Annotated in this window: 23 protein-coding genes; 20 read left to right on the top strand and 3 right to left on the bottom strand. The window is 39.3% G+C overall.

Annotated elements, in window-relative coordinates:
- The first annotated feature begins 180 nt into the window (after positions 1 to 180).
- On the top strand, positions 181 to 1,335 hold the full coding sequence (locus IGK03_RS07835) for an AI-2E family transporter (protein ID WP_430602200.1): 1,155 nt from the start codon (positions 181 to 183) through the stop codon (positions 1,333 to 1,335).
- Between the two features lie 120 nt (positions 1,336 to 1,455).
- A complete protein-coding gene (locus IGK03_RS07830; RefSeq protein ID WP_049096009.1) occupies positions 1,456 to 2,100 on the top strand; it encodes a DUF998 domain-containing protein in 645 nt (214 codons plus the stop codon).
- A 46-nt stretch (positions 2,101 to 2,146) separates the two neighbouring features.
- Here IGK03_RS07830 and IGK03_RS07825 read toward each other — a convergent pair whose 3' ends face one another.
- A complete protein-coding gene (locus IGK03_RS07825; RefSeq protein ID WP_002382413.1) occupies positions 2,147 to 2,758 on the bottom strand; it encodes a lipoprotein in 612 nt (203 codons plus the stop codon).
- A gap of 178 nt (positions 2,759 to 2,936) precedes the next feature.
- Between IGK03_RS07825 and IGK03_RS07820 the strand changes: the two genes are divergently transcribed.
- From IGK03_RS07820 to IGK03_RS07805, 4 genes are all read left to right on the top strand, one after another.
- Positions 2,937 to 3,389, top strand: a complete 453-nt coding sequence (locus IGK03_RS07820; protein WP_010707489.1) for a DUF2188 domain-containing protein — start codon at positions 2,937 to 2,939, stop codon at positions 3,387 to 3,389.
- Between the two features lie 192 nt (positions 3,390 to 3,581).
- Positions 3,582 to 4,601, top strand: a complete 1,020-nt coding sequence (locus IGK03_RS07815) for a branched-chain amino acid aminotransferase (protein ID WP_049096011.1) — start codon at positions 3,582 to 3,584, stop codon at positions 4,599 to 4,601.
- Between the two features lie 133 nt (positions 4,602 to 4,734).
- A complete protein-coding gene (locus IGK03_RS07810) occupies positions 4,735 to 5,055 on the top strand; it encodes a cupin domain-containing protein (RefSeq protein ID WP_430602197.1) in 321 nt (106 codons plus the stop codon).
- A 61-nt stretch (positions 5,056 to 5,116) separates the two neighbouring features.
- Entirely contained in the window at positions 5,117 to 6,757 is a 1,641-nt protein-coding gene (locus IGK03_RS07805) for a peptide ABC transporter substrate-binding protein (protein WP_430602195.1), read from the top strand.
- A 97-nt stretch (positions 6,758 to 6,854) separates the two neighbouring features.
- On the opposite strand, the gene IGK03_RS07800 is transcribed toward IGK03_RS07805, so the two are convergent.
- The gene (locus IGK03_RS07800) at positions 6,855 to 7,730 is read right to left on the bottom strand and encodes an NAD(P)H-hydrate dehydratase (protein WP_202334846.1); all 876 of its coding nucleotides are present in this window, start codon (positions 7,728 to 7,730) and stop codon (positions 6,855 to 6,857) included.
- 149 nt (positions 7,731 to 7,879) lie between these two features.
- Between IGK03_RS07800 and IGK03_RS07795 the strand changes: the two genes are divergently transcribed.
- From IGK03_RS07795 to IGK03_RS07730, 14 genes are all read left to right on the top strand, one after another.
- Complete coding sequence (locus IGK03_RS07795; protein WP_002366818.1) at positions 7,880 to 8,746, top strand: SPFH domain-containing protein; 867 nt, start codon at positions 7,880 to 7,882, stop codon at positions 8,744 to 8,746.
- A gap of 172 nt (positions 8,747 to 8,918) precedes the next feature.
- Positions 8,919 to 9,407 (top strand): 5-(carboxyamino)imidazole ribonucleotide mutase, encoded by a 489-nt coding sequence (gene purE / locus IGK03_RS07790; RefSeq protein WP_033625012.1) that lies wholly within the window; start codon positions 8,919 to 8,921, stop codon positions 9,405 to 9,407.
- A complete protein-coding gene (purK, locus tag IGK03_RS07785) occupies positions 9,400 to 10,524 on the top strand; it encodes a 5-(carboxyamino)imidazole ribonucleotide synthase (protein ID WP_033625011.1) in 1,125 nt (374 codons plus the stop codon). The genes purE and purK overlap by 8 nt, the downstream gene beginning before the upstream one ends.
- A 151-nt stretch (positions 10,525 to 10,675) precedes the next feature.
- Positions 10,676 to 11,389, top strand: coding sequence for a phosphoribosylaminoimidazolesuccinocarboxamide synthase (gene purC / locus IGK03_RS07780; RefSeq protein ID WP_002357270.1), 714 nt, complete (start codon positions 10,676 to 10,678; stop codon positions 11,387 to 11,389).
- 13 nt (positions 11,390 to 11,402) lie between these two features.
- Positions 11,403 to 11,654 carry a phosphoribosylformylglycinamidine synthase subunit PurS gene (gene purS / locus IGK03_RS07775; RefSeq protein WP_002357271.1) on the top strand — a complete coding sequence of 84 codons (252 nt, stop codon included), beginning with the start codon at positions 11,403 to 11,405 and terminating at the stop codon, positions 11,652 to 11,654.
- Positions 11,655 to 12,329 carry a phosphoribosylformylglycinamidine synthase subunit PurQ gene (gene purQ, locus IGK03_RS07770; protein WP_033625010.1) on the top strand — a complete coding sequence of 225 codons (675 nt, stop codon included), beginning with the start codon at positions 11,655 to 11,657 and terminating at the stop codon, positions 12,327 to 12,329.
- Positions 12,326 to 14,545, top strand: coding sequence for a phosphoribosylformylglycinamidine synthase subunit PurL (purL, locus tag IGK03_RS07765; RefSeq protein WP_033625008.1), 2,220 nt, complete (start codon positions 12,326 to 12,328; stop codon positions 14,543 to 14,545). Before purQ ends, purL begins: the two co-directional genes overlap by 4 nt.
- The gene (gene purF, locus IGK03_RS07760) at positions 14,521 to 15,960 is read left to right on the top strand and encodes an amidophosphoribosyltransferase (RefSeq protein ID WP_002382407.1); all 1,440 of its coding nucleotides are present in this window, start codon (positions 14,521 to 14,523) and stop codon (positions 15,958 to 15,960) included. The genes purL and purF overlap by 25 nt, the downstream gene beginning before the upstream one ends.
- Before the next feature lies 1 nt (position 15,961).
- The gene (purM, locus tag IGK03_RS07755) at positions 15,962 to 16,993 is read left to right on the top strand and encodes a phosphoribosylformylglycinamidine cyclo-ligase (protein WP_049096018.1); all 1,032 of its coding nucleotides are present in this window, start codon (positions 15,962 to 15,964) and stop codon (positions 16,991 to 16,993) included.
- Positions 16,990 to 17,562: a phosphoribosylglycinamide formyltransferase gene (gene purN / locus IGK03_RS07750; RefSeq protein WP_002366811.1), complete on the top strand. Its 573-nt coding sequence runs from the start codon at positions 16,990 to 16,992 to the stop codon at positions 17,560 to 17,562. Before purM ends, purN begins: the two co-directional genes overlap by 4 nt.
- On the top strand, positions 17,514 to 19,100 hold the full coding sequence (gene purH / locus IGK03_RS07745; RefSeq protein WP_373888167.1) for a bifunctional phosphoribosylaminoimidazolecarboxamide formyltransferase/IMP cyclohydrolase: 1,587 nt from the start codon (positions 17,514 to 17,516) through the stop codon (positions 19,098 to 19,100). The genes purN and purH overlap by 49 nt, the downstream gene beginning before the upstream one ends.
- Before the next feature lie 18 nt (positions 19,101 to 19,118).
- On the top strand, positions 19,119 to 20,366 hold the full coding sequence (gene purD / locus IGK03_RS07740) for a phosphoribosylamine--glycine ligase (RefSeq protein WP_010823738.1): 1,248 nt from the start codon (positions 19,119 to 19,121) through the stop codon (positions 20,364 to 20,366).
- 128 nt (positions 20,367 to 20,494) lie between these two features.
- Complete coding sequence (locus IGK03_RS07735; RefSeq protein WP_002380370.1) at positions 20,495 to 20,824, top strand: DUF1648 domain-containing protein; 330 nt, start codon at positions 20,495 to 20,497, stop codon at positions 20,822 to 20,824.
- A gap of 20 nt (positions 20,825 to 20,844) precedes the next feature.
- A complete protein-coding gene (locus IGK03_RS07730; protein ID WP_078127096.1) occupies positions 20,845 to 21,579 on the top strand; it encodes a hypothetical protein in 735 nt (244 codons plus the stop codon).
- 39 nt (positions 21,580 to 21,618) lie between these two features.
- Here IGK03_RS07730 and IGK03_RS07725 read toward each other — a convergent pair whose 3' ends face one another.
- On the bottom strand, positions 21,619 to 22,140 hold the full coding sequence (locus IGK03_RS07725) for a QueT transporter family protein (RefSeq protein ID WP_010707505.1): 522 nt from the start codon (positions 22,138 to 22,140) through the stop codon (positions 21,619 to 21,621).
- Positions 22,141 to 22,176: the final 36 nt, after the last annotated feature.

Raw genomic sequence — 22,176 nt, 5'->3', positions numbered from 1 at the left:
CTTTTATGAAAAGAAGCAAGGTCTAGTGCCTCATTTTTATACTGCAGAATAAACAGACACATTTTTTAAAGTGTCAGGCTTCTTTGTGTATTTCATCAAGAACGAATGGACAAACTTGCCTTTTGCCACAAATCGTTTACAATTACAATGATAGGCATAATTTATTTAGAGGTGAAGTGATTGAAGAAATACAATGTTGATTGGAATTACTGGGTTGTCCGCTTTTTATTTGTAATGGCGCTGATTGTTGGCTATTTATTAATCACGAATTATCAGCACTTTGTCCATAGTGTTTCGGGTTTGTTAGGCATCTTATCCCCATTCATTACTGGGTTCGTGATTGCTTATTTATTGAGTGGAAGTCAGAAAAAAATCGAGGGATTACTAGAAAGAGTTCCTTTACCAGTCGTTAAAAAAGCGAAACACGGCTTGAGTGTACTCCTTTTGTACCTGATTATTTTGTTTATTTTTGTCTTGACATTAAACTATATCGTTCCGCTACTCATTAGTAATTTAGTAGATTTAGCAAACTCTTTACCCACTTTTTATGATCACATGGTTCAGTTTGTGATGAGTTTAGAAGATAAAGGGATTTTAAAAACAGCCGCGATTGAAAAATATTTAAATAGTGTCCTTAAAGATTTGTCGCCGGAACGTTTTTTTAATCAATGGACACAAGCGTTATTTTCATTAGGAACGTTGACTAAAAATGTTTCCTCATTCTTTTTAAATGCATTTTTAACGTTGATTATCTCAATATATGCGCTGGTATTTAAGCAATCTATTTTGACATTTGTTGAAAAGGCCGCCCACAAATTGCTGTCTGAAAAAGTGTACAAGCAAACACAAACCTGGTTAAATACAACGAATAAAATTTTCTATAAATTTATCAGTTGCCAATTTCTTGATGCTTGTATAATTGGCGTTTCATCAACGATTTTGTTAAGTATTTTGAATGTGAAATTTGCTGTGACTTTGGGGATTTTATTAGGTATTTGTAATATGATTCCTTATTTTGGTTCGATTTTTGCGTCAATTGTTGCTGGTATGATTACGCTTTTCACAGGTGGTGTTACTCAAGCCATTACGGTGTTACTAGTTTTATTAATTTTACAACAAATTGACGGCAATATTATTGGTCCTCGAATTATGGGAGATGCCCTAAATGTCAATCCGATTTTAATTATTGTTTCAATCACGATTGGGGGAGCGTACTTCGGCGTCTTAGGGATGTTTTTAGCAGTTCCTGTTGCTGCAATCATTAAAATTATTGTCTCGGAGTGGCTAAATGAATCAAAAGAAAATGATAAGATTGTAGATTCTATTGAATCCTAAAGTAAAACTTTTCGTCTCGCGCTGACGAAAAGTTTTTTAGTGGAAAAGAAAGTTTCATTATTTGGAATTTTTGATATGCTATACTTAAAGTAAATAGAAAATCAAAATTGAGGTGAATAGATGCAGTTTTTAAAAAAATATGGCGGCTATTTTTTAGTTTTAGGGGTCTTACTTGATTTTTTTACACCTTATTATGTCGGATTCAAAGATCAAGGTTACAATCAATTGACAGAAGTAATTAGCTTATTAGGTGATGTGAATAGTCCAGTTAGGGAAAACTTTAATCGGTTAACTATCATTGCGGGAATGTTGATGTTAGCAAGTTTACCTAGGATCTATGCTATTTTTTCCAGAAAAACGAAAAAAGGTGCTTGGTTAGTAGTGGCAATGATTGGCGCTTATGGTTTATTTGATTGTATTTTCAGTGGGCTCTTCAGCGTAGACACTTCAAGCACTGGCACAGTTGCTGCCGCGCTTCATAACGGAGGATCAGCAGTCGGTTATACAGGCTTTTTGTTGTTATCAGGCGTCTTAACCATTATCTATAGTAAATACGGTTCGCAAAAAAATAAAAACCTTTTTGGCTTTTTGTTTATTTTATGTATGCTTGCAGCCGGCTTATATGGCTTAGCAAGGATTCCACAGCTACAACAGGTAAAACCATTTAATTATTTAGGTTTATGGCAAAGAGTGAGTTCATTTTGTAATTATCTACCAATGCTGGCACTGTGTTTACAAACTAAAACCAATGACAAATTTGATTGAACATTTGTCATTGGTTTTTTACTAGTTAAAATTGTTTGGTAATGACTTAATTATTGGCTACGGTGACTTCACCAGTAACAGTGGCACCATCTTTTTCTAAGTCAGCAGAATCTTTGTATTCTTGTTTATCAAAAGTAATATTGCCATTAACTTTGGTACCATTTAAAGTAAAGCCATTTGCTTTCACCTCAATATCACCTTTGACAGTCCCGTGAACGATGTTGAAATTTTCAGAAGAAACGATTAGCTTAGGAACCGTGATTTCATATTCAGCAGTTACTTTTTTATTATCATCTTGAGAATAAAGCGCTAATTTACGATAGACATCGTTGGAATCTTTCCCCTTATCATGGAAAGTACCAGCAACTGTTACCTCTTTATCAAAAGTGACATTGTCAGTAGCTGCGACAATCCAATTTCCTTTATCACTTAACGCCATTTCGAGTTCTTCAGGTTTGGCACTAATTGAAGCACCAGAGACTACTTCTGTACTTGAATTAGCTGTTTCTTTGCTACTAGAACTACTATCTGTTTTTTTATCAGATGAACAAGCACTAAGAAGCACAAGAGCAGCAGTTGCCGTCAAAACAGTGGTGAGTACTTTAGACATTTTCATGAAAATCCCTCCAAAAAATTTATTTATTTCTTCCTTTATCATAACTGATTCAAAGGGAAATGAGTAATCATACACTCAAAGATTGAGAAGTTTGGCCAACGGGAAATTAGGTTTATTCTCTCAAGAATGTTCAGGAAATATTCAAAGTAATCATTTCTTTTTCAAATGTTCCTTTTCTGTAGTAAGCTAGTAATAGACAGAATTTAAGGAGGAGATTTTGATGCCTTGGAATATGAATGATTATCCTACATCAATGAAAAATTTAGCACCTTTGATTCGGAAAAAAGCGATAGATATTGGCAATGCGTTGCTTGCGGATGGCTACCCTGATGATCGTGCCATTCCAATTGCGATTAGTCAAGCGGAGAAATGGTATCAAGAGGCAAGTGCAGCAGACAAAAAGGCCTTCGAACATGAAGCAAATCCTACGAAACAAGATTCGCATAAACAGGATAAACATGCTGGAAAATTATTAACGGCGGCTGTCAACGTTAAATATAAAGACAACCAATGGTTGGTGATTTCAGACAGCGCTGAAAAAGCAAGCAATACATTTACCCACAAACAAGAGGCGGTTGAACGAGCTCAAGAAATTGCTCGGAATAAGCAAACAAAGCTGAAAATCTATAAGCAAGATGGTACGTTACAAGAAACCAAAGAGTATACTGAATAATTTTTCGAAACCTTGATATTCCGTTGCAATTGAAGAAACGGTTATCAAGGTTTTTTTTGGCGAGGGAAATATGGACAAGTAAGAAAAAATAACAAAAGTTAAGAATGAGAATAAGGCTTGCTTTTCTAGTTTTTGATGGGTACAATTACACTAATTAAGATAAAAAATCAAAATAATTGAGGTGCTACGACAATGGAAAAAGCCAATCTTGATTGGAATAATTTAGGGTTTTCTTACATTAAAACGCCCTTTCGTTATATTAGTTATTGGCGAGATGGCAAGTGGGAAGAAGGCACGCTAACAGATAACAATCAGTTAACGATTAGTGAAGGTTCGCCTGCTTTACATTATGGCCAACAATGTTTTGAAGGATTAAAAGCGTATCAATGTGCAGATGGTTCTGTCAATTTGTTTCGTCCAGATGAAAATGCCAAACGGTTACAAAAAAGTTGTGCGCGTCTACTGATGCCACAAGTACCAGTAGAAACCTTTGTTTCTGCATGTCAAGAAGTGGTGAAAACCAACCTTGCTTATTTACCGCCATATGGAACGGGCGGTACGTTGTATCTTCGCCCTTATATGATTGGTGTCGGCGATAATATTGGCGTAGCACCTGCCAAAGAATACATTTTTTCTATTTTTTGCGTGCCGGTTGGTTCATATTTTAAAAATGGTTTAGCACCAACCAACTTTATTGTTTCTGACTATGATCGAGCGGCGGGTCGAGGAACTGGGGCCGCTAAAGTGGGGGGCAATTATGCAGCTAGTCTTTTACCAGGTGCAGAAGCACATGAGAAAGAATTTAGTGATTGCATTTATTTAGATCCGTATACGCATACGAAAATTGAAGAAGTTGGTGCAGCCAATTTCTTTGGCATAACCAAAGATGGTACTTTTATTACGCCGAAATCAGCGTCTATTTTGCCAAGTATTACTAAATATTCATTATTGACGCTAGCAAAAGAACGTTTAGGGATGACGGCGCTTGAAGGAGACGTTTACATTGATCGATTAGCGGACTTCTCCGAAGCGGGTGCTTGTGGCACAGCGGCGATTATTTCTCCTATTGGTGGGATTCAAAACGGCACAGATTTCCATGTATTTTATAGTGAAACGGAAGTTGGACCAGTGACTAAGCAACTATATGATGAACTGGTTGGCATACAGTTTGGTGACAAAGAAGCGCCAGAAGGCTGGATTGTAAAAGTTTAAAGAGACAAAAAAGAGAGAATTCATGCTCTCTTTTTTTGTGTAGAATATTCAGAATTTTCTATAAAAAGATTGACTTTGATTCTATTTAAAGGAATAATGGAAGATACAAGATTTAAAAAAGGAGGGAAAGCTATTGCTTATTAAATCAGCAGAATCAGAAGAAATGACGATTTTTTTTGATAAAGAAAACCAACCAAATACACAAGTTCAAATGGGCATTATTACATTACAGCCTGGTGAAAAACGGCCTTTAGCTGGATATGCTCGCCACGAACAGGATGAATATTCTTATGTGATTTCTGACGAAGCACATACGATTTTAGAAGATGGTCAAGACTTAGTTGGAAGAGCTGGACAAGCCCAATTAATTGAAGCTGGTGAAGGGCACATTAATTATAATGATGGGTTGGAGCCAGCGGTCGTTGTCTGGATGCTTGTGGAAAGGACAAAATAAAAGGGGAGCTGTCTTTCTGTAAGTAAAAGCATAAAAAATGAAGAGTTATAGGAGAAAGAAGATGAAAAAGTATTTAAAAATCACAATGGTTTGTATTTTATTGGTAGGATTTTTAGCTGGGTGTACCAATAAAAATGAAAATAAAAAGAAACAGAAAAATACCAAAGAAGCTGTTCAACTGATGTCACCCTCGGAATTAACAACGCTCAACACCTCTGTATTATTGGATTTTCCAGATGCTATTGTCCAAACAGCAGCGTTTGAAGGGTTATATAGTTTAGATGAACAAGACCAATTGGTACCAGCCGTAGCAAAAGCATTGCCGATGATTTCAGAAGATGGAAAAACCTACACGATTTCTTTGAGAAAAGAAGCGGTTTGGAGTAACGATGATCCTGTCACAGCACATGATTTTGAATATGCTTGGAAAAAAATGATTGATCCTAAAAACGGCTTTGTTTATAGCTTCCTCATCGTTGAAACAATTCAAAATGGTGCAGAAATCTCAGCTGGGAAATTAGCACCCAATGAACTAGGTGTCACAGCTGTGGATGATTATACATTAAAAGTGACGCTCAAAGAGCCAAAACCGTACTTTACGTCCTTGTTAGCTTTTCCTACATTTTTCCCGCAAAATCAAAAAGTAGTCGAACAATTTGGTGCGGACTATGGAACTGCTAGTGATAAAGTCGTCTATAATGGCCCGTTCGTGGTAAAAGATTGGCAGCAAACAAAGATGGACTGGCAACTAGCAAAGAATAATCGCTATTGGGATCGCCAGAACGTGCGCTCAGACATTATCAATTATACGGTTATCAAAGAAACATCTACTGCATTGAATCTTTTTGAAGATGGACAATTAAATGTGGCTACACTAAGTGGTGAACTGGCGCAACAGAATAAAAATAATACGCTGTATCATTCGTACCCAACAGCGACAATGAACTACTTACGCTTAAATCAAAAACGGAAAGGGCAAGCAACGCCGCTTGCAAACGAAAACCTGCGTAAAGCATTGGCTTTAGGAATAGATAAAGAAAATCTAGTCAATAATATTATTGCAGATGGTTCTAAAGCTTTACATGGTGCGATTACGGAAGGCTTTGTGGCGAATCCCACAACGGGTCTCGATTTTCGTCAAGAAGCAGGTAATTTAATGGTTTATAACAAAGAAAAAGCGCAAAGTTATTGGAAAAAAGCACAAGCAGAATTAGGAGAAAAGGTTAACGTTGAATTGATGGTAACAGATGATGGTTCTTACAAAAAAATTGGTGAAAGTTTGCAAGGCTCGCTACAAGAACTGTTTCCTGGTTTGACAATAGAGCTAACCGCATTGCCGACCGAAGCTGCATTGAACTTTGGGCGAGAAAGTGACTATGATTTATTCTTAATTTACTGGACACCAGACTATCAAGATCCTATTTCTACCCTGATGACTTTATACAAGGGCAATGATCGCAATTATCAGAACCCTGTCTATGACAAATTATTAGATGAAGCAGCCACAACCTATGCCTTAGAGCCAGAAAAAAGATGGGCGACACTGATTGCAGCTGAAAAAGAAGTGATTGAAACGACTGTTGGTATGATTCCACTTAGCCAAAATGAACAAACAGTCCTGCAAAATGATAAAGTCAAAGGCTTGAATTTTCATACCTTTGGCGCTCCATTAACGTTAAAAAATGTTTATAAGGAAAAATAAAAAGAGAGCCTGGGCTGAAAATCGCTTTTGATTTTCGGCCCAGGCTTAAATCCTGCTTTTTAACCCAAAATTTGTCACCATTTAGCCTTTTCGGGTTTTATCTCGAACGCTTCTGTTCTAATAGTTCAGAATCAGGTGCAGTGTGGGGCTGGGCATATTTTTTCATATATGTCGGCAAGGCTTGACTAATCTTCGTTGGTAAAACAACATAGTCAGTTTTGGCCAAATCATCTCCAATGAGACTGTGTAAGTAGACGGCGCCAGCAATGGTTTCAATTGTCGGCTTAAACTGAGCTAAAAAACCAGCAATGATGCCAGCCAAGGTATCCCCAGTTCCGCCAGTAGCCATCCCAGGGTTGCCGCCTGTATTTTGAAAAGGTTCTCCTGCGTGGAAAATTGTGGTGCGATGACTTTTTAAAACAATCGTACTGCCTAATTTTGCTTGTTGGCGCTGGTTATTTACCAGTGTTTGTTGCTCAATAGGTAAGTGACTCAAACGTTGCCATTCCATTTGATGAGGTGTGAAAACAACTTTTTCAGGATAGGTAAGGGAAAAATTGCCTTGGCTAAACAGGGTAATTGCTGAGCCATCGATAATTAACCATTGTTTTTTTTGATGTTGGGCGAGTACCATCTTTAATATTTGTTGTGCAGCAGCATCTAAGCCTAAACCTGGACCAATTAAAATAACCTCCGCTTGCTCTACGACGTTCGTCAGAAGGACTGTTTCTTCAAAGCCCACGACCATCGCTTCTGGGCATCTTGCATGTAAAGGCCCGTGATTTTTAACATCAGTAATCACAGTGGTGAGACCAGCGCCACTATTGATACACGCTTCGGTACTCATGATGATGGCTCCGCCATATTGTCGGTTTCCTCCGATTAATACAACACGCCCAAAATTACTTTTATAAGAGTCGGAGGGGCGTTGAGTGATGACTTCCTCTAAAATGTCCTTGCTTAAATAGCGCATTCTATCACTCCTTTTCTTGGGATTTCTTTGTTCTCAGTATACTACAAGAGCCCCGAAAAAATCAGTTTATTTAATGTTAAAAGTTACTCTATTGAAGGCAATGAGGTGTATAATAAGGACCAGATAAATGAGTTAGGAGAGTGAAACAGATGGAAGAGAAAAAAACATTTTATATGAGTGGCTACGTAGGAATTGCGAGCTTATTAGTTATTTTAATTGCGGGAATTGGTTTATTTATTTATGGAGCGAGTCATACCAATGGAGTTCTTGTAGTTTTAGGTATTATTTTGTTAATTGGGGCTATTTTATTTTTAAGTTCTTTAACCATTGTTAGTCCCAATCAGGCGAAAGCTATTTTATTTTTTGGTCGCTACTTAGGTACGATTAAAGAAAATGGGTTGTTTATTACCATTCCATTTACGCAAAAAATGAACATTTCTTTGAAAGTACGAAATTTCAATAGTTCTCTATTAAAAGTCAATGACTCTGACGGGAATCCAATCGAAATCTCTGCGGTCATCGTTTTTCGGGTAGTCGATACAGCTAAGGCGTTATTTAATGTCGATTATTATCAAGACTTTGTGGAAATTCAAAGCGAAACGGCAATCCGGCATGTAGCAACACAATATCCTTATGACACTTTTTCAGATAATGATGTAACTCTGCGAGGAAATACCGAACAAATTTCCGAGGAGTTAACCAAAGAATTGCAAGAACGCTTAGCAGTGGCTGGTGTAGAGGTTATCGAAACACGGTTGAATCATTTAGCTTATGCAACTGAAATTGCTAGCTCCATGTTGCAAAGACAGCAAGCAAAAGCAATCTTAGCGGCTCGACAAACAATTGTTGAAGGTGCGGTAAGCATGACACAAATGGCCTTAGAACAGATTGAAGAAGGGCAAGAAATTAATTTTACCGACGAACGAAAAGTACAACTTATTAATAATTTACTAGTCTCAATCATTACTGATAAGGGCACACAACCAGTTATTAATACAGGCGACGTTTCTTCTTAAAGAGGAAGCAACGCTAAAAATAGCAAAAAAGAGTCATCTTTCCGATGGCTCTTTTTTTGATAAACACGAATATTATATAATTTTAATCTATAATATTTCGGTTTTTCTTTGACATCTCTTTTTCTCATTGTTAGAATAACAGTGAAAAAAGGCGGAAGGAGTTATTACATTCATGAAACCATTAGTCGCTGTGATTATGGGAAGTACCTCAGACTGGGCAACGATGAAAGCTGCTTGTCTTGTGTTGGAAGAGTTGGAAATTCCTTATGAAAAACGAGTGATATCAGCACATAGGACCCCTGATTTGATGTTTCGTTTTGCAGAGGAATCACGAACAAAAGGATTGAAGGTTATTATCGCTGGCGCTGGTGGAGCGGCCCATTTACCAGGGATGGTAGCTGCAAAGACAACCTTACCTGTCATTGGTGTTCCAGTTAAAACACGAACATTAAACGGTATTGATTCACTGTTGTCTATTGTGCAGATGCCAGGGGGAGTTCCTGTAGCAACAACTGCGATTGGCTCAGCAGGTGCTACCAATGCTGGGTTATTAGCTGCAGAAATACTAAGTATTGATGATTTACAGTTAGCAGAAAGAATCCAAGCAAGACGACAATCATTGGAAAAAGCGGTTATGGAAAGTGGGGAACAACTTGAATAAACCTTTAAAAGTCGGAGCAACTATTGGCATTATAGGTGGGGGACAGTTAGGGCGAATGCTAGTCATGAGTGGTAAAAAAATGGGTTTCCAAATGATTGTGTTGGACCCGATGCTCAATAGTCCAGCTGGTCAAGTAGCTGACCGTCAAATTGTGGCAGCCTTTGATCAGATATCTGCTTTAACTGAACTAGCAGAGTTATGCGATGTGATCACCTATGAATTTGAAAATATTGAAGTGGCCTCCCTAGAAAAGGCCATCCCACTAGAAAAGCTGCCACAAGGAACAGGATTGTTAAAAATTACTCAAAATCGATTGCTTGAAAAAACGTTTCTTCAATCGATTGGCTGTAAGATTGCTTCTTTTGCGGAAGTGAAAAGTCAGAAAGAGCTGCCACAAGCAACAGAAAAGATTGGTTTTCCATGTGTCTTAAAAACTATTCAAGGTGGATACGATGGAAAAGGACAAGTCGTCTTAAAATGCGAAGAAGATTTCTCCCAAGCGACTGAATTATTAGCTAACGCCACTTGTGAATTAGAAAAGTGGGTGCCTTTCACTAAAGAACTTTCAATCATCGTTGCAGGGAATAAGCATGGTTACCAAAGCTTTCCTGTATCTGAAAACATTCATCGAAAGAATATCTTGCATGAATCAATTGTGCCAGCTCGAATTTCTGAGAATGTGCAACAAAAAGCAGCGGAATTGGCGCAACACATTGCTGAGGAATTAAATTTATCTGGGGTTTTAGCTATCGAACTGTTTTTAACGGATTCAGAAGAGTTGTACGTCAATGAATTAGCGCCACGGCCTCATAACTCAGGTCATTACTCTATTGAAGCTTGCTCATTTAGTCAATTTGATGCGCATATTCGAGGGATTAGCAATTGGGGCATTGGGTTACCCCAGTTACTTCAACCAGTGGTTATGGTGAATCTCTTAGGTGAACACTTAGAAAAAAGCTACCAGTTATGCACGTCAAAACCCACTTGGCAAGTCCATTACTATGGAAAAGCCGAATCAAAAGTTGGCAGAAAAATGGGCCACGTCACCATTACAACCCCTTGTTTATCAGAAACGTTAAAGGAAATTGAGACTGTTGGTATTTGGAACGTAACTTAATAAATGCTTGCTCCAAGCAAGTTTTTTATTTTTACATTCAACAAACACGAACGATTGTTGTTTTTTTGTAACTAATGTAAGTTTTTAACTGATGTGAATCAGCTGACTTAGAAAGAATAGCGTTCATGAAGCTAACGAGAAGAGGGAAAGAATGGAAAAGAAAGCACTTGTGTATACAGGAAAAGCGAAGAAGTTGTATCAAACAGAAAATGCAGCGGTTCTTTTTGTGGAATATCTTGATCAAGCAACAGCTTTAAACGGTCAAAAAAAAGACAAAGTTCTTGGGAAAGGCGCTTTAAATAATCAAATCACTAGTCTAATTTTTGAACATTTACAGCAACAGAAGATTCCCAATCATTTTATCAAAAAAGTATCTGAACACGAACAATTAATTCAGGCCGTAGAAATGATTCCTTTGGAAGTTGTCGTACGTAATTATGCGGCAGGAAGTTTTTCAAAGCGTTTAGCGATTGAAGAGGGCACTAAATTAGTGACGCCCATTATTGAATTTTATTACAAAGAAGATCGTCTGGATGATCCTTTTATTAACGAAGACCATATTCAATTTCTAAAAGTAGCCACTCCTGCTGAAATTGTGGAAATTAAAGCATTGGCTTTACAAATTAATCAGGCGCTTAGTCAACTCTTTCAACGCCTCAATATTTGTTTGATCGATTTTAAAATCGAGATTGGTCGGACGAAGGCCAATCAATTGTTACTGGCAGATGAAATTTCTCCAGACACCTGTCGTCTATGGGATTTAAACACAAACGAACATCTGGATAAAGATGTTTATCGCCGTGAATTAGGAGAAATAGTTCCTGTATATGAAGAAGTTTTACAACGTTTACTAACAGCTAATTGAGGAGGAAGCGCGTATGTATTTTGTCAAAGTCTATGTTACGTATAAAGAATCAATTTTGGATCCCCAAGGTGAAGCGGTTAAGGAAGCAGTCCATCGGCTTGGTTTTACAGAAGTAGCCGAAATCCGTGTCGGTAAGTATTTTGAAATGCACGTCCAGCAGACAGAAGCAATTGAAGAGAAAATTGAACAAATTTGTGATCAACTATTAGCCAATGTAAATATGGAATCCTATCGTTTTGAAATTTTATCTTTGGAGGAAATTTAAATGAAATTGGCAGTGATTGTTTTTCCAGGATCCAATTGTGATGCAGACTTATTGTGGGCTGTCAAAGAGGTGATGGGCGTCGATGCAGAATTTGTCCGACACGATGCCACTTCTTTAGCAAAATTTGATGGCGTATTGTTGCCTGGTGGTTTTTCTTATGGCGATTACTTACGTTGTGGTGCAATTGCTCGGTTTTCGCCAATTATCAATGAGGTGATTCGCTTTGCTACAGAAGGCAAAATGGTTTTTGGTACTTGTAATGGCTTTCAAATTTTAACAGAAATTGGCTTGCTTCCTGGTACGTTGTTAAGAAATGATTCGCTTCGTTTTATTTGTAAAAGTGTCCCATTGAAAGTGAATACGCACACAAAGTTTACAAGCGAGTATCCTGAAAATGTTTCGATACATTTACCAGTAGCGCATGGCGAAGGGAATTACTATTGTGATGAAAAAACGTTGAAAGAGCTGAAAGAAAAGAACCAAATTGTTTTTACGTATCAAGAAAAGGTGAACGGTAGTCTTGAGAATATTGCTGGTATTTGTAATGAACAGGGCAATGTTCTAGGAATGATGCCTCATCCGGAACGAGCGATGGAAGAATTGTTAGGTTCAACAGATGGACGCAGCTTTTTTGCTTCAATCATTAAAAACTTTGGAAAGGAATTAAGCCAATGATGAATGAACCAACACCAAAAGAAATCAAGGAGACACGGTTGTATGCAGAATGGGGACTAACAGATGAAGAATATCATCAGATTGAGACCATTTTGCAAAGAGAACCTAATTATACAGAAACTGGCTTATTCTCCGTGATGTGGAGTGAACATTGCTCTTACAAAAATTCCAAGCCCGTTTTAAAAAAGTTTCCGACGGAAGGGCCACAAGTGCTTCAAGGCCCTGGTGAAGGAGCTGGGATTGTCGATATTGGTGACGGATTAGCTGTTGTTTTTAAAGCAGAGAGCCATAATCATCCTTCTGCAGTAGAACCTTACGAAGGAGCAGCTACAGGCGTTGGTGGAATTATTCGCGATATTTTCAGTATGGGGGCGCGGCCGATTGCTTTACTGGATTCGCTAAGATTTGGCGAACTGACGGATGCACGAACACGTTATTTGTTTCAAGAAGTTGTGGCGGGGATTAGCGGTTATGGAAATTGTATTGGTATTCCAACCGTTGGCGGTGAAATTGCTTTTGAGCCATGTTATCAAGGAAACCCACTTGTTAATGCTATGTGTGTGGGATTGATTCGTCATGATGAGATTCAAAAAGGCCAAGCAAAAGGCGTCGGAAATAGCATTCTTTACGTAGGTGCGAAAACAGGACGAGATGGAATTCACGGTGCGACCTTTGCTTCAGAAGAATTTAGTGAAGGTGAAGAACAGCAACGATCTGCGGTACAAGTAGGTGATCCGTTTATGGAAAAATTATTATTGGAAGCTTGTCTTGATTTAATCAAAAATCATCAAGATATTTTAATCGGCATCCAAGATATGGGGGCGGCTGGCTTGGTTTCTTCAAGTGCTGAAATGGCATCAAAAGCAGGTTCAGGCTTGATTCTAGAGCTGGATAAAGTTCCGCAGAGAGAGACGCAGATGAGCCCCTATGAAATGCTCTTGTCTGAGTCCCAAGAACGGATGTTAATCTGTGTGGAAAAAGGAGCAGAACAGCAAGTTTGTGAATTGTTTCAAACGTATGACTTAGAAGCGGTAGCGATTGGCTCCGTAACAGATGATGGACAGTATCGTGTCTTTCACGGTGGCAAAATAGTCGCAGATGTACCAGTAGATGCTTTGGCAGAAGAAGCCCCTGTCTACCAGAAAGCCTATCAAGAACCAGAGCGGATGCGTGCTTTTAAAAAATTAGCGCCCTTCATTCCAGAAATTACGAATAGCACGGAATTATTAAAACGCCTATTGCAACAGCCAACGATTGCATCGAAAAAATCAGTTTACGAAACCTATGATAGTCAAGTACAAACGAATACAGTGGTGCAACCAGGAAGTGATGCAGCTGTTTTAAGAGTGCGGGGCACCAATAAAGCCTTAGCGATGACGACAGATTGTAATAGCCGTTATTTGTATTTAAATCCTGAAATAGGTGGGCAAATTGCGGTTGCAGAAGCAGCCCGTAATATTGTAGCAAGTGGAGCACAACCTTTGGCTATCACTGATTGTTTGAATTATGGTTCCCCTGATAAACCAGAAAGTTTTTGGGAATTATGGACGTCAGCGGATGGAATCGCCGCAGCCTGCCGTCAGCTAGGAACACCCGTGATTTCAGGGAACGTCTCTCTTTACAATGAAACAGATGGTCAAGCCATTTATCCAACGCCAATGATCGGCATGGTGGGCGTGATTGAAGATGTTTCACAAATTACCACACAAGCGTTTAAACAAGTGGATGACTTAATTTATCTCATCGGTGAAACCCACGCAGATTTTAACGGCTCAGAAATTCAAAAAATGCAACTGGGTCGAATTGAAGGGCAATTACGCTCATTTGATTTAAAAGAGGAAAAAGCAAACCAAGAATTAGTTTTAAAAGCAATTCAAGCAGGCCTAGTTGCTAGCGCGCATGATTGCGCTGAAGGCGGCGTTGCCGTTGCTTTAGCCGAGTCGGCTTTTGCTAACGAACTGGGGTTACAGGTGACACTGCCATTAAAAAAAGAATATCTATTTGCGGAGACGCAATCCCGTTTTATTCTTTCAGTTAGTCCCCAGCATCAAGAAGCATTTGAAACACTTATCGGAAGAAAAGCTCAACATATTGGGAAAGTGACTGAAACTGGTTTGGTCATTCATGCGTTAGATGATGTGATCAATTGTTCAACAAAAGAAGCCAAAGCCTTATGGGAGGATGCGATTCCATGTCTTATGAAGCAAAAAGCTTAAATGAAGAGTGTGGTATTTTTGGTATTTGGGGTCATCCTGATGCGGCACAAGTGACCTATTTTGGTTTACACAGCTTGCAGCATCGAGGCCAAGAAGGCGCGGGAATTGTGGCGAACAATTCTGGGAAATTAGATGGCCACCGTGATTTAGGTTTGTTAGCAGAAGTATTCCAAAAGCAAGAACAACTGAATGCGTTAGAAGGAACGGCGGCTATTGGTCATGTACGCTATGCAACCGCTGGTACGGGTAGCGTGGATAATATTCAGCCATTTTTATTTAAATTTTATGATAGTCAAATTGGGTTAGCACACAATGGCAATTTGACAAATGCCAAGCGTTTACGAAAACAACTAGAAAGAGAAGGCGCTATTTTTCATTCCAATTCAGACACTGAAATTTTAATGCACTTGATTCGAAAAAGCACTGCTGCCTCGTTTCTCGATAAATTAAAAGAGAGCTTGAATTTGGTTAAGGGTGGCTTTGCTTATCTTTTATTAACAGAAACGATGATGATTGCTGCACTGGATCCCAACGGCTTTCGCCCTCTCTCCATCGGACAAATGAACAATGGGGCGTACGTTGTGGCATCCGAAACGTGTGCATTAGAAACAGTTGGGGCTCGCTTTATTCAAGACGTGGCACCTGGTGAAGTAGTCATCATTTCTGATGAAGGCTTGAAAATAGAGGTTTTCACTACGGAAGTCCAACCGGCAATTTGTGCAATGGAATATATTTATTTTGCACGACCAGATTCAAATATTGCTGGAGTTAATGTGCATACAGCTCGTAAAAGAATGGGGAAGAACTTGGCAATCGAAAGTCCAGTCGCAGCTGATATGGTAATTGGTGTACCGAACTCGTCATTGTCTGCAGCTAGCGGCTATGCAGAAGAAGCACAGATACCTTACGAACTAGGTTTAGTAAAAAATCAATATGTCGCTCGAACATTCATCCAGCCGACACAAGAATTAAGAGAACAAGGTGTCCGTATGAAACTATCGGCAGTTCGTGGCGTGGTCAAAGGAAAAAAAGTCATTTTAGTAGATGATTCGATTGTTCGCGGGACCACTATTCGGCGCATTATTCATTTATTAAAAGAAGCAGAAGCGCAAGAAGTTCATGTCAGAATTGCTTCACCACCATTAAAATATCCGTGTTTTTATGGCATTGATATACAGACGCGGGACGAACTAATTGCGGCAAACTATTCAATTGAAGAGATCAAAGAGCAGATTGGCGCAGATTCGCTGGCTTTTTTGAGTGAAGCAGGCCTGATTGATGGGATTCAATTAAATTATGATGCTCCTTATTCTGGGCTGTGTATGGCTTACTTTAATGGAGACTATCCAACGCCTTTGTATGATTATGAAGAACAATATCAAGCATCCTTGAAAAAAGAAACTAGGAGGAATTGACATGGAAAATGCCTATTCAAAAGCTGGCGTAAATGTTGAGGCAGGATACGAAGTAGTGGAACGAATTCAAAAGCATAGCCAAAAGACACAACGGACGGGAACGTTGGGCATGCTTGGTGGTTTTGGTGGTTGTTTTGATTTAAGTAGTTACAAGCTTAAAGAACCAGTTTTGGTATCAGGAACGGATGGCGTAGGCACAAAGTTACTCTTGGCAATTGAAGAACAGAAACACGAGACAATCGGAATTGATTGTGTAGCAATGTGTGTCAATGATGTCGTCGCACAAGGCGCCGAACCGTTATATTTTTTAGATTATTTAGCGTTAGGGACCGTTAATCCAGCTAAAGTTGAAGCAATTGTTGCGGGTGTTGCGACTGGCTGTTGTGAGGCGAATGCAGCCTTAATTGGGGGCGAAACAGCTGAAATGCCTGATATGTATGAAGCAGATGCTTATGACGTGGCTGGTTTTGCCGTGGGTATTGCTGAAAAAAGTCAACTCTTGACACCAAGTAACGTAAAAGAAGGCGATTTCTTGATTGGTCTTCCTTCAAGTGGTCTTCATTCTAATGGTTACTCGTTAGTAAGAAATGTTTTTTTTAAGAAACATTCGTTTAAAACAACGGACAAGCTTCCAGAATTGGCACCCAAAACGTTAGGGGAAGAATTATTAACACCAACAAAAATTTATGTGAAGGAATTATTGCCATTGTTAAAAGCAGGACTCGTGCATGGGGCTGCGCATATTACTGGCGGCGGGTTTTTAGAAAATCTACCAAGAATGTTTCCTTCTTCATTAGCTGCAGAGATTCAATTAAATAGTTGGCCAGTGCTACCAATTTTTAAATTGATTCAAAAATACGGTGAAATTCCATCTGAAGAAATGTATGAAATTTTCAATATGGGCTTAGGGATGATTTTAGCGGTGAGTCCAGAGCATGTTGAAAAAGTTCAGGAGCTTTTGCCAGAAGCTTTTGAAATTGGTCGTTTGGTACCTAGGAAAACGAAAGCCGTTATTTTTAAGGAATCCTTATGAAGATAGCTGTTTTTGCATCTGGCAATGGTAGCAATTTTGAGGCGATTGCTGCAGCTTTTTCCCAAAAAAAAATCGCAGGGCAGTTGAGCTTAGTCTTTTGTGACCAGCCTGAAGCCTATGTATTGACCCGTGCCCAAAAACGCAAGATTCCCGTTGTTTGCTTTTCACCATCTGATTTTCCATCTCGCGGGCAGTATGAGGAACAAGTGTTGAAACATTTAAAAGAGCATCAGATCGATTTAATCGTGTTAGCTGGTTATTTGAGAATTATCGGCAAGACTTTACTGGAGGCTTATCCAAAGAGAATCGTCAATATTCATCCTTCTCTGTTACCTAGTTTTCCAGGTCTTCACGGAATTGAAGAGGCATTTCATTATGGAGTGAAAATAACAGGAATCACTATCCATTATGTTGACTCTGGGGTTGATACAGGACCGATTATTTTCCAAACAACCACCAAGATTGATACTGAAGATACATTGGACACATTAACAGAGAAAATTCATGCTCTTGAGCACGAATGGTACCCAAAAATAATTTCACAAATTGTAAAGGAGACAATGAAATGACCAAAAGAGCATTGATTAGCGTTTCAGATAAAACAGGAGTGACAACATTTGCAGCAGGCTTAGTTGCAAATGGCTTTGAAGTTATCTCCACTGGGGGAACAAGGACTGTCTTAGAAGAAGCGGGGGTACCGACACTTGCTATTGACGACATCACTGGCTTTCCAGAAATGTTAGATGGCCGTGTCAAAACGTTACATCCGAATATCCATGGCGGACTTTTGGCAAAAAGGGGAAACCAAGCGCATCAAAAAGCACTGACTGAACAAGGCATTCACTTTATTGACCTTGTAGTAGTGAATCTTTATCCATTTAAAGAAACAATTTTAAAACCAGCGATCTCTGAAGCAGAAGCGATTGAAATGATTGATATTGGCGGTCCTAGCATGTTACGTTCAGCGGCAAAAAATTATCAAGACGTAACAGCAGTGGTTGATCCTAGTGATTATGAACAGGTATTAAGTGAAATTAGCAGCACTGGAACTAGCCAGTTAGCCACTAGAAAAAGATTAGCAGCAAAAGTCTTTCGTCATACCGCTGCTTATGACGCGCTTATCGCTGACTATTTAACGACGCAAGTGGGTGAAACTGAACCAGAGAAACAGACGCTTACTTATGAACGTAAGCAAACATTGCGTTATGGCGAAAATAGCCATCAACAAGCCACCTTTTATCAATCCGTTGTACCTGTATCATTATCCATTGCTTCCGCTCGACAACTTCATGGCAAAGAACTGTCATATAACAACATTCGAGATGCTGATGCAGCACTCCGGATTGCTAGCGAGTTTACAGAACCTACGGTCGTCGCTGTTAAACATATGAACCCATGTGGAATTGGAACAGGAAAAACGATTTTGGCAGCCTATCGTCAGGCATTTGAAGCAGATCCAGTTTCAATTTTTGGTGGCATTGTTGTTTTGAATCGTCCAGTGGACCAAGCGACTGCGGCTGAAATGCATCAAATCTTTTTAGAGATAATTATTGCGCCTAGTTTTGAGGAAGAAGCTTTGGCACTGTTATCTCAGAAAAAGAATCTTCGTTTGTTAACGTTAGATTTTCATGCTCAAGAAAAAAAAGCGGTGGAATTAGTTTCTGTTATGGGCGGGTTATTAATTCAAGAACAGGATACAGTTGTTGAAAATGACCAAGCATGGCAAGTTGTTACAGAGCGCCAACCCACACCAGCTGAAAGAGACGCATTGAACTTTGCTTGGAAAGCAGTCAAGCATGTAAAATCAAATGCTATTGTTTTAGCCAATGAAAGCCAAACGGTGGGGATTGGCGCTGGTCAAATGAATCGAATTGGGTCAGTAAAAATTGCAGTTGATCAAGCCCAAGCAGCTGGAAAATTACAAGGGGCCGTCTTAGCAAGTGATGCCTTTTTCCCCATGGCAGATAGCGTGGAATATGCTGCACAACATGGCATTCAAGCAATTATTCAGCCAGGCGGGAGCATTAAAGATCAAGCATCAATTGATCTAGCGAATCATTATGATATTGCGATGATTTTTACTGGGACTCGTCATTTCAAACATTAATTTTTAAAGGAGAAACCGATGAATATATTAGTGATTGGGCGTGGTGGTCGTGAACATGCAATCGCCAAAAAATTACAGCGAGAAGACAAAGTCAAGACTGTTTATTGTGCACCAGGTAATCCTGGTATGAGTGGTGATAATATTCGGACCGTACCTATCAGTGAAGAGCAGCAAACGGAACTAATTCAATTTGCGAAGGATAATCAGATTGATTGGACATTCGTCGGACCAGAAACGCCATTAATTGAAGGGATTGTAGACGCCTTTCAAGCAGCGGGATTACTGATTTTTGGCCCGACAAAAGCAGCTGCAATTATTGAAGGTTCAAAAAGTTTTGCGAAAGATTTTATGCAAAAATACCAGATTCCAACGGCGGAATATCGGGTCTTTCGACGTTTGGCACCTGCCTTAGAATATATTGAACAGCAAGGCGTACCAATTGTTATTAAGGCAGATGGTTTGGCAGCTGGAAAAGGAGTAGTAGTTGCCGAAACAAAAGCAGCCGCAAAACGGGCGCTAGTTGCGATGATGGAGGATCAACAATTTGGAGTAAGCGGTCAAACGGTCGTAATCGAAGAATTTTTGCAAGGAGAAGAATTTTCCTTAATGGCCTTTGTTTCTAATGAGAAGGTATATCCGATGGTGATTGCTCAAGATCATAAGCGGATTTTCGATGGGGATGCTGGTCCGAATACAGGGGGGATGGGTGCTTACACACCAGTGCCTCAGATCCCAGAAGAAGCGGTTCAGCAAGCCATTAGCCAAGTCCTGAAACCGACTGCTAAAGGAATGGTGGCTGAAAAACGTCCGTTTCAAGGGATTTTATATGCTGGTTTAATCCAAACAGCAACTGGCCCCAAGGTTATTGAATTTAATGCTCGATTTGGGGATCCAGAAACACAAGTTGTGTTGGCACGTTTAGAGAGTCCCCTTTCAGAAATAATTTCTTCATTGCTGGCGAAAGAGCAACCAACGATTGTATGGAATGAGTTAGCGAGTGTTGGTGTTGTTGTAGCAGCAGAAGGCTATCCTAATCAATACAAGACAAATCTACCATTACCCGAAATGTCTGGTGAAACCATCTATTATGCAGGGGTAACTCGTTCAGAACAGGCTCTGGTTTCGGCTGGCGGACGAATCTTTTTAGCAGAAGCAACTGCTTCGACTCTTGAAGAAGCCCGCAAAAAAGTTTATCAAACATTGGATAATTACTCATTTCCTGGAATGTACTACCGAAAAGATATAGGCGTGAAAGGCTTGATTTAGGATTTTTAAAAACAGAGGCAAGGACATTTAATCGAATGTTTCCTTGTCTTTTTTTTATTGCAAATTCAGATAGGGAGGCATAAACTGAAAGTATATCCATCATTAAACTAGAGGAGAAAGCTAAAATAATGAGAGAGAAGCAGATTGAAAAAGTTAGTCAGCGGTTGTTTATTGTTACAAGTATTTTAGCAGTCAGTTTACTGTTATTAAGTGCGGTGGTTTATCCTGATTTACCAGCTCATGTGCCCATTCATGTGAATTTTTTGGGCGAGGGTAATTCGTTTGGCCCAAGATCTAGTATATTTATGTGGCCAGCGGTCCTGTTTGGCTTGAGTATTTATCAACGAAGTTATCAATCAGTACAACCATATGGCAGATGGCTGAAGGTATTATTAATCATTGTTAATCTTGGCGCTTTGTTTAGTATTCTGCGTCTATTTATTCATTTGTTGGTTTGAAAGGGTCGAAAGGTGAGAAAATGAGAAAGTTAATTTTGGTTTTTGTGGGCTGTGCCATGGCCTTTTGTTTATGGCCTAATCAAGCAGCGGCTGTAGCTGGTGGCTACGGCGGTGGACGTGTAGAAAGTCCTAGCGGGGGTAATCCCTCGAATGGTTTTTCGCCAAGCGGTGATGGATCAAGAAGTTATGTTCATCATAACGAGACCGGGACCAGCAACACAACGCCACTGGAAGGCTTAATTTCAACAGTGTTTTTTGTTCTTTTTGGGGGCGTGATGATTTGGCAAAGACGCCGTAGAAATCAACCAGTTGATGAAGGCGCTTTTCAAGAAATGTGGGCAGCATTACCTGGAACATCAAAAGAAAAAAAGGCACTCTTAAAAGAAATACAACAAACGTTTTTAGAAATACAACAAGCGTGGGATCAAGAAAACTTGTCTGTAGTCAAAGATAACTATACAGAAAAACTTTATCAAAAACATCTTGCAGTATTACAAGCAAATCAACAAGCGGGCATCAGAAATTATGTAAAAAAAGTGAAAGTAGCGCCAGCTTCGAATTATCATCCTATTAGTGAAAACAGTTTTTCACTGATGCTTCATTTTTCTTGTATTGACTACGAGGAAGATACTCAAAGCGGTTGTGTTTTATCGGGATACAAGCATCAAAAACAATATTTTTCACAACTTTGGTATTTTGATTACAATCCATCTCTTGGAAAATGGCAAGCAGACTTCATTCAACCTAAAGGATAGTGCTAAAAAGCGCTTGGGATTTAAACCCCAAGCGCTTTTTTATTCTTCGATGCGTTTTACAAGCTGTATTTTTTTATTTAATACGTAAATCAGGATGCCGCCGACGGTCATTGAAAGAAGTTCACCAAGTCCAACGGTCAACCATGTGTACCAAAAAGGTAACTGATAAAAGAACGTTAAGGGTCCGGCGACAGTGAACATGGACAAAGCAAAAAGAATGGCCGTCAGCATTAGTTTAATCAATAAATTTTGCTGATTTTTTGTCGCAAAATAGGCAATCCATAAGACTACGCACGTCCCAGCGCTACCGATGACTATATCGATGATACCAAGAGGCGAAGCGGTATTGGCAATCGCAACCCCTAACGTAATGGACCAGATATATCGCTTGTTAAAAACGCCTAAATAATTAAATAATTCGGCAAGACGAAGCTGTATCGGACCAAAACTAAGCGGAGCGAGAAGTACAGTGACAACGACATACAAAGCGGTAACTAGCGCCATTTTAGCCAAAGCCGTAGCTGACCACGTACTGGTTTGTGGATTTGATGAATGATTCATTTAAGATTCTCCTTTATAAAACAACGACGTGTTTTA

The organism is Enterococcus sp. DIV2453a, assembly GCF_050533535.1.
Classification (GTDB): Bacteria; Bacillota; Bacilli; order Lactobacillales; family Enterococcaceae; genus Enterococcus; species Enterococcus faecalis.
This window is presented reverse-complemented; position numbering and strand designations above follow the sequence as displayed.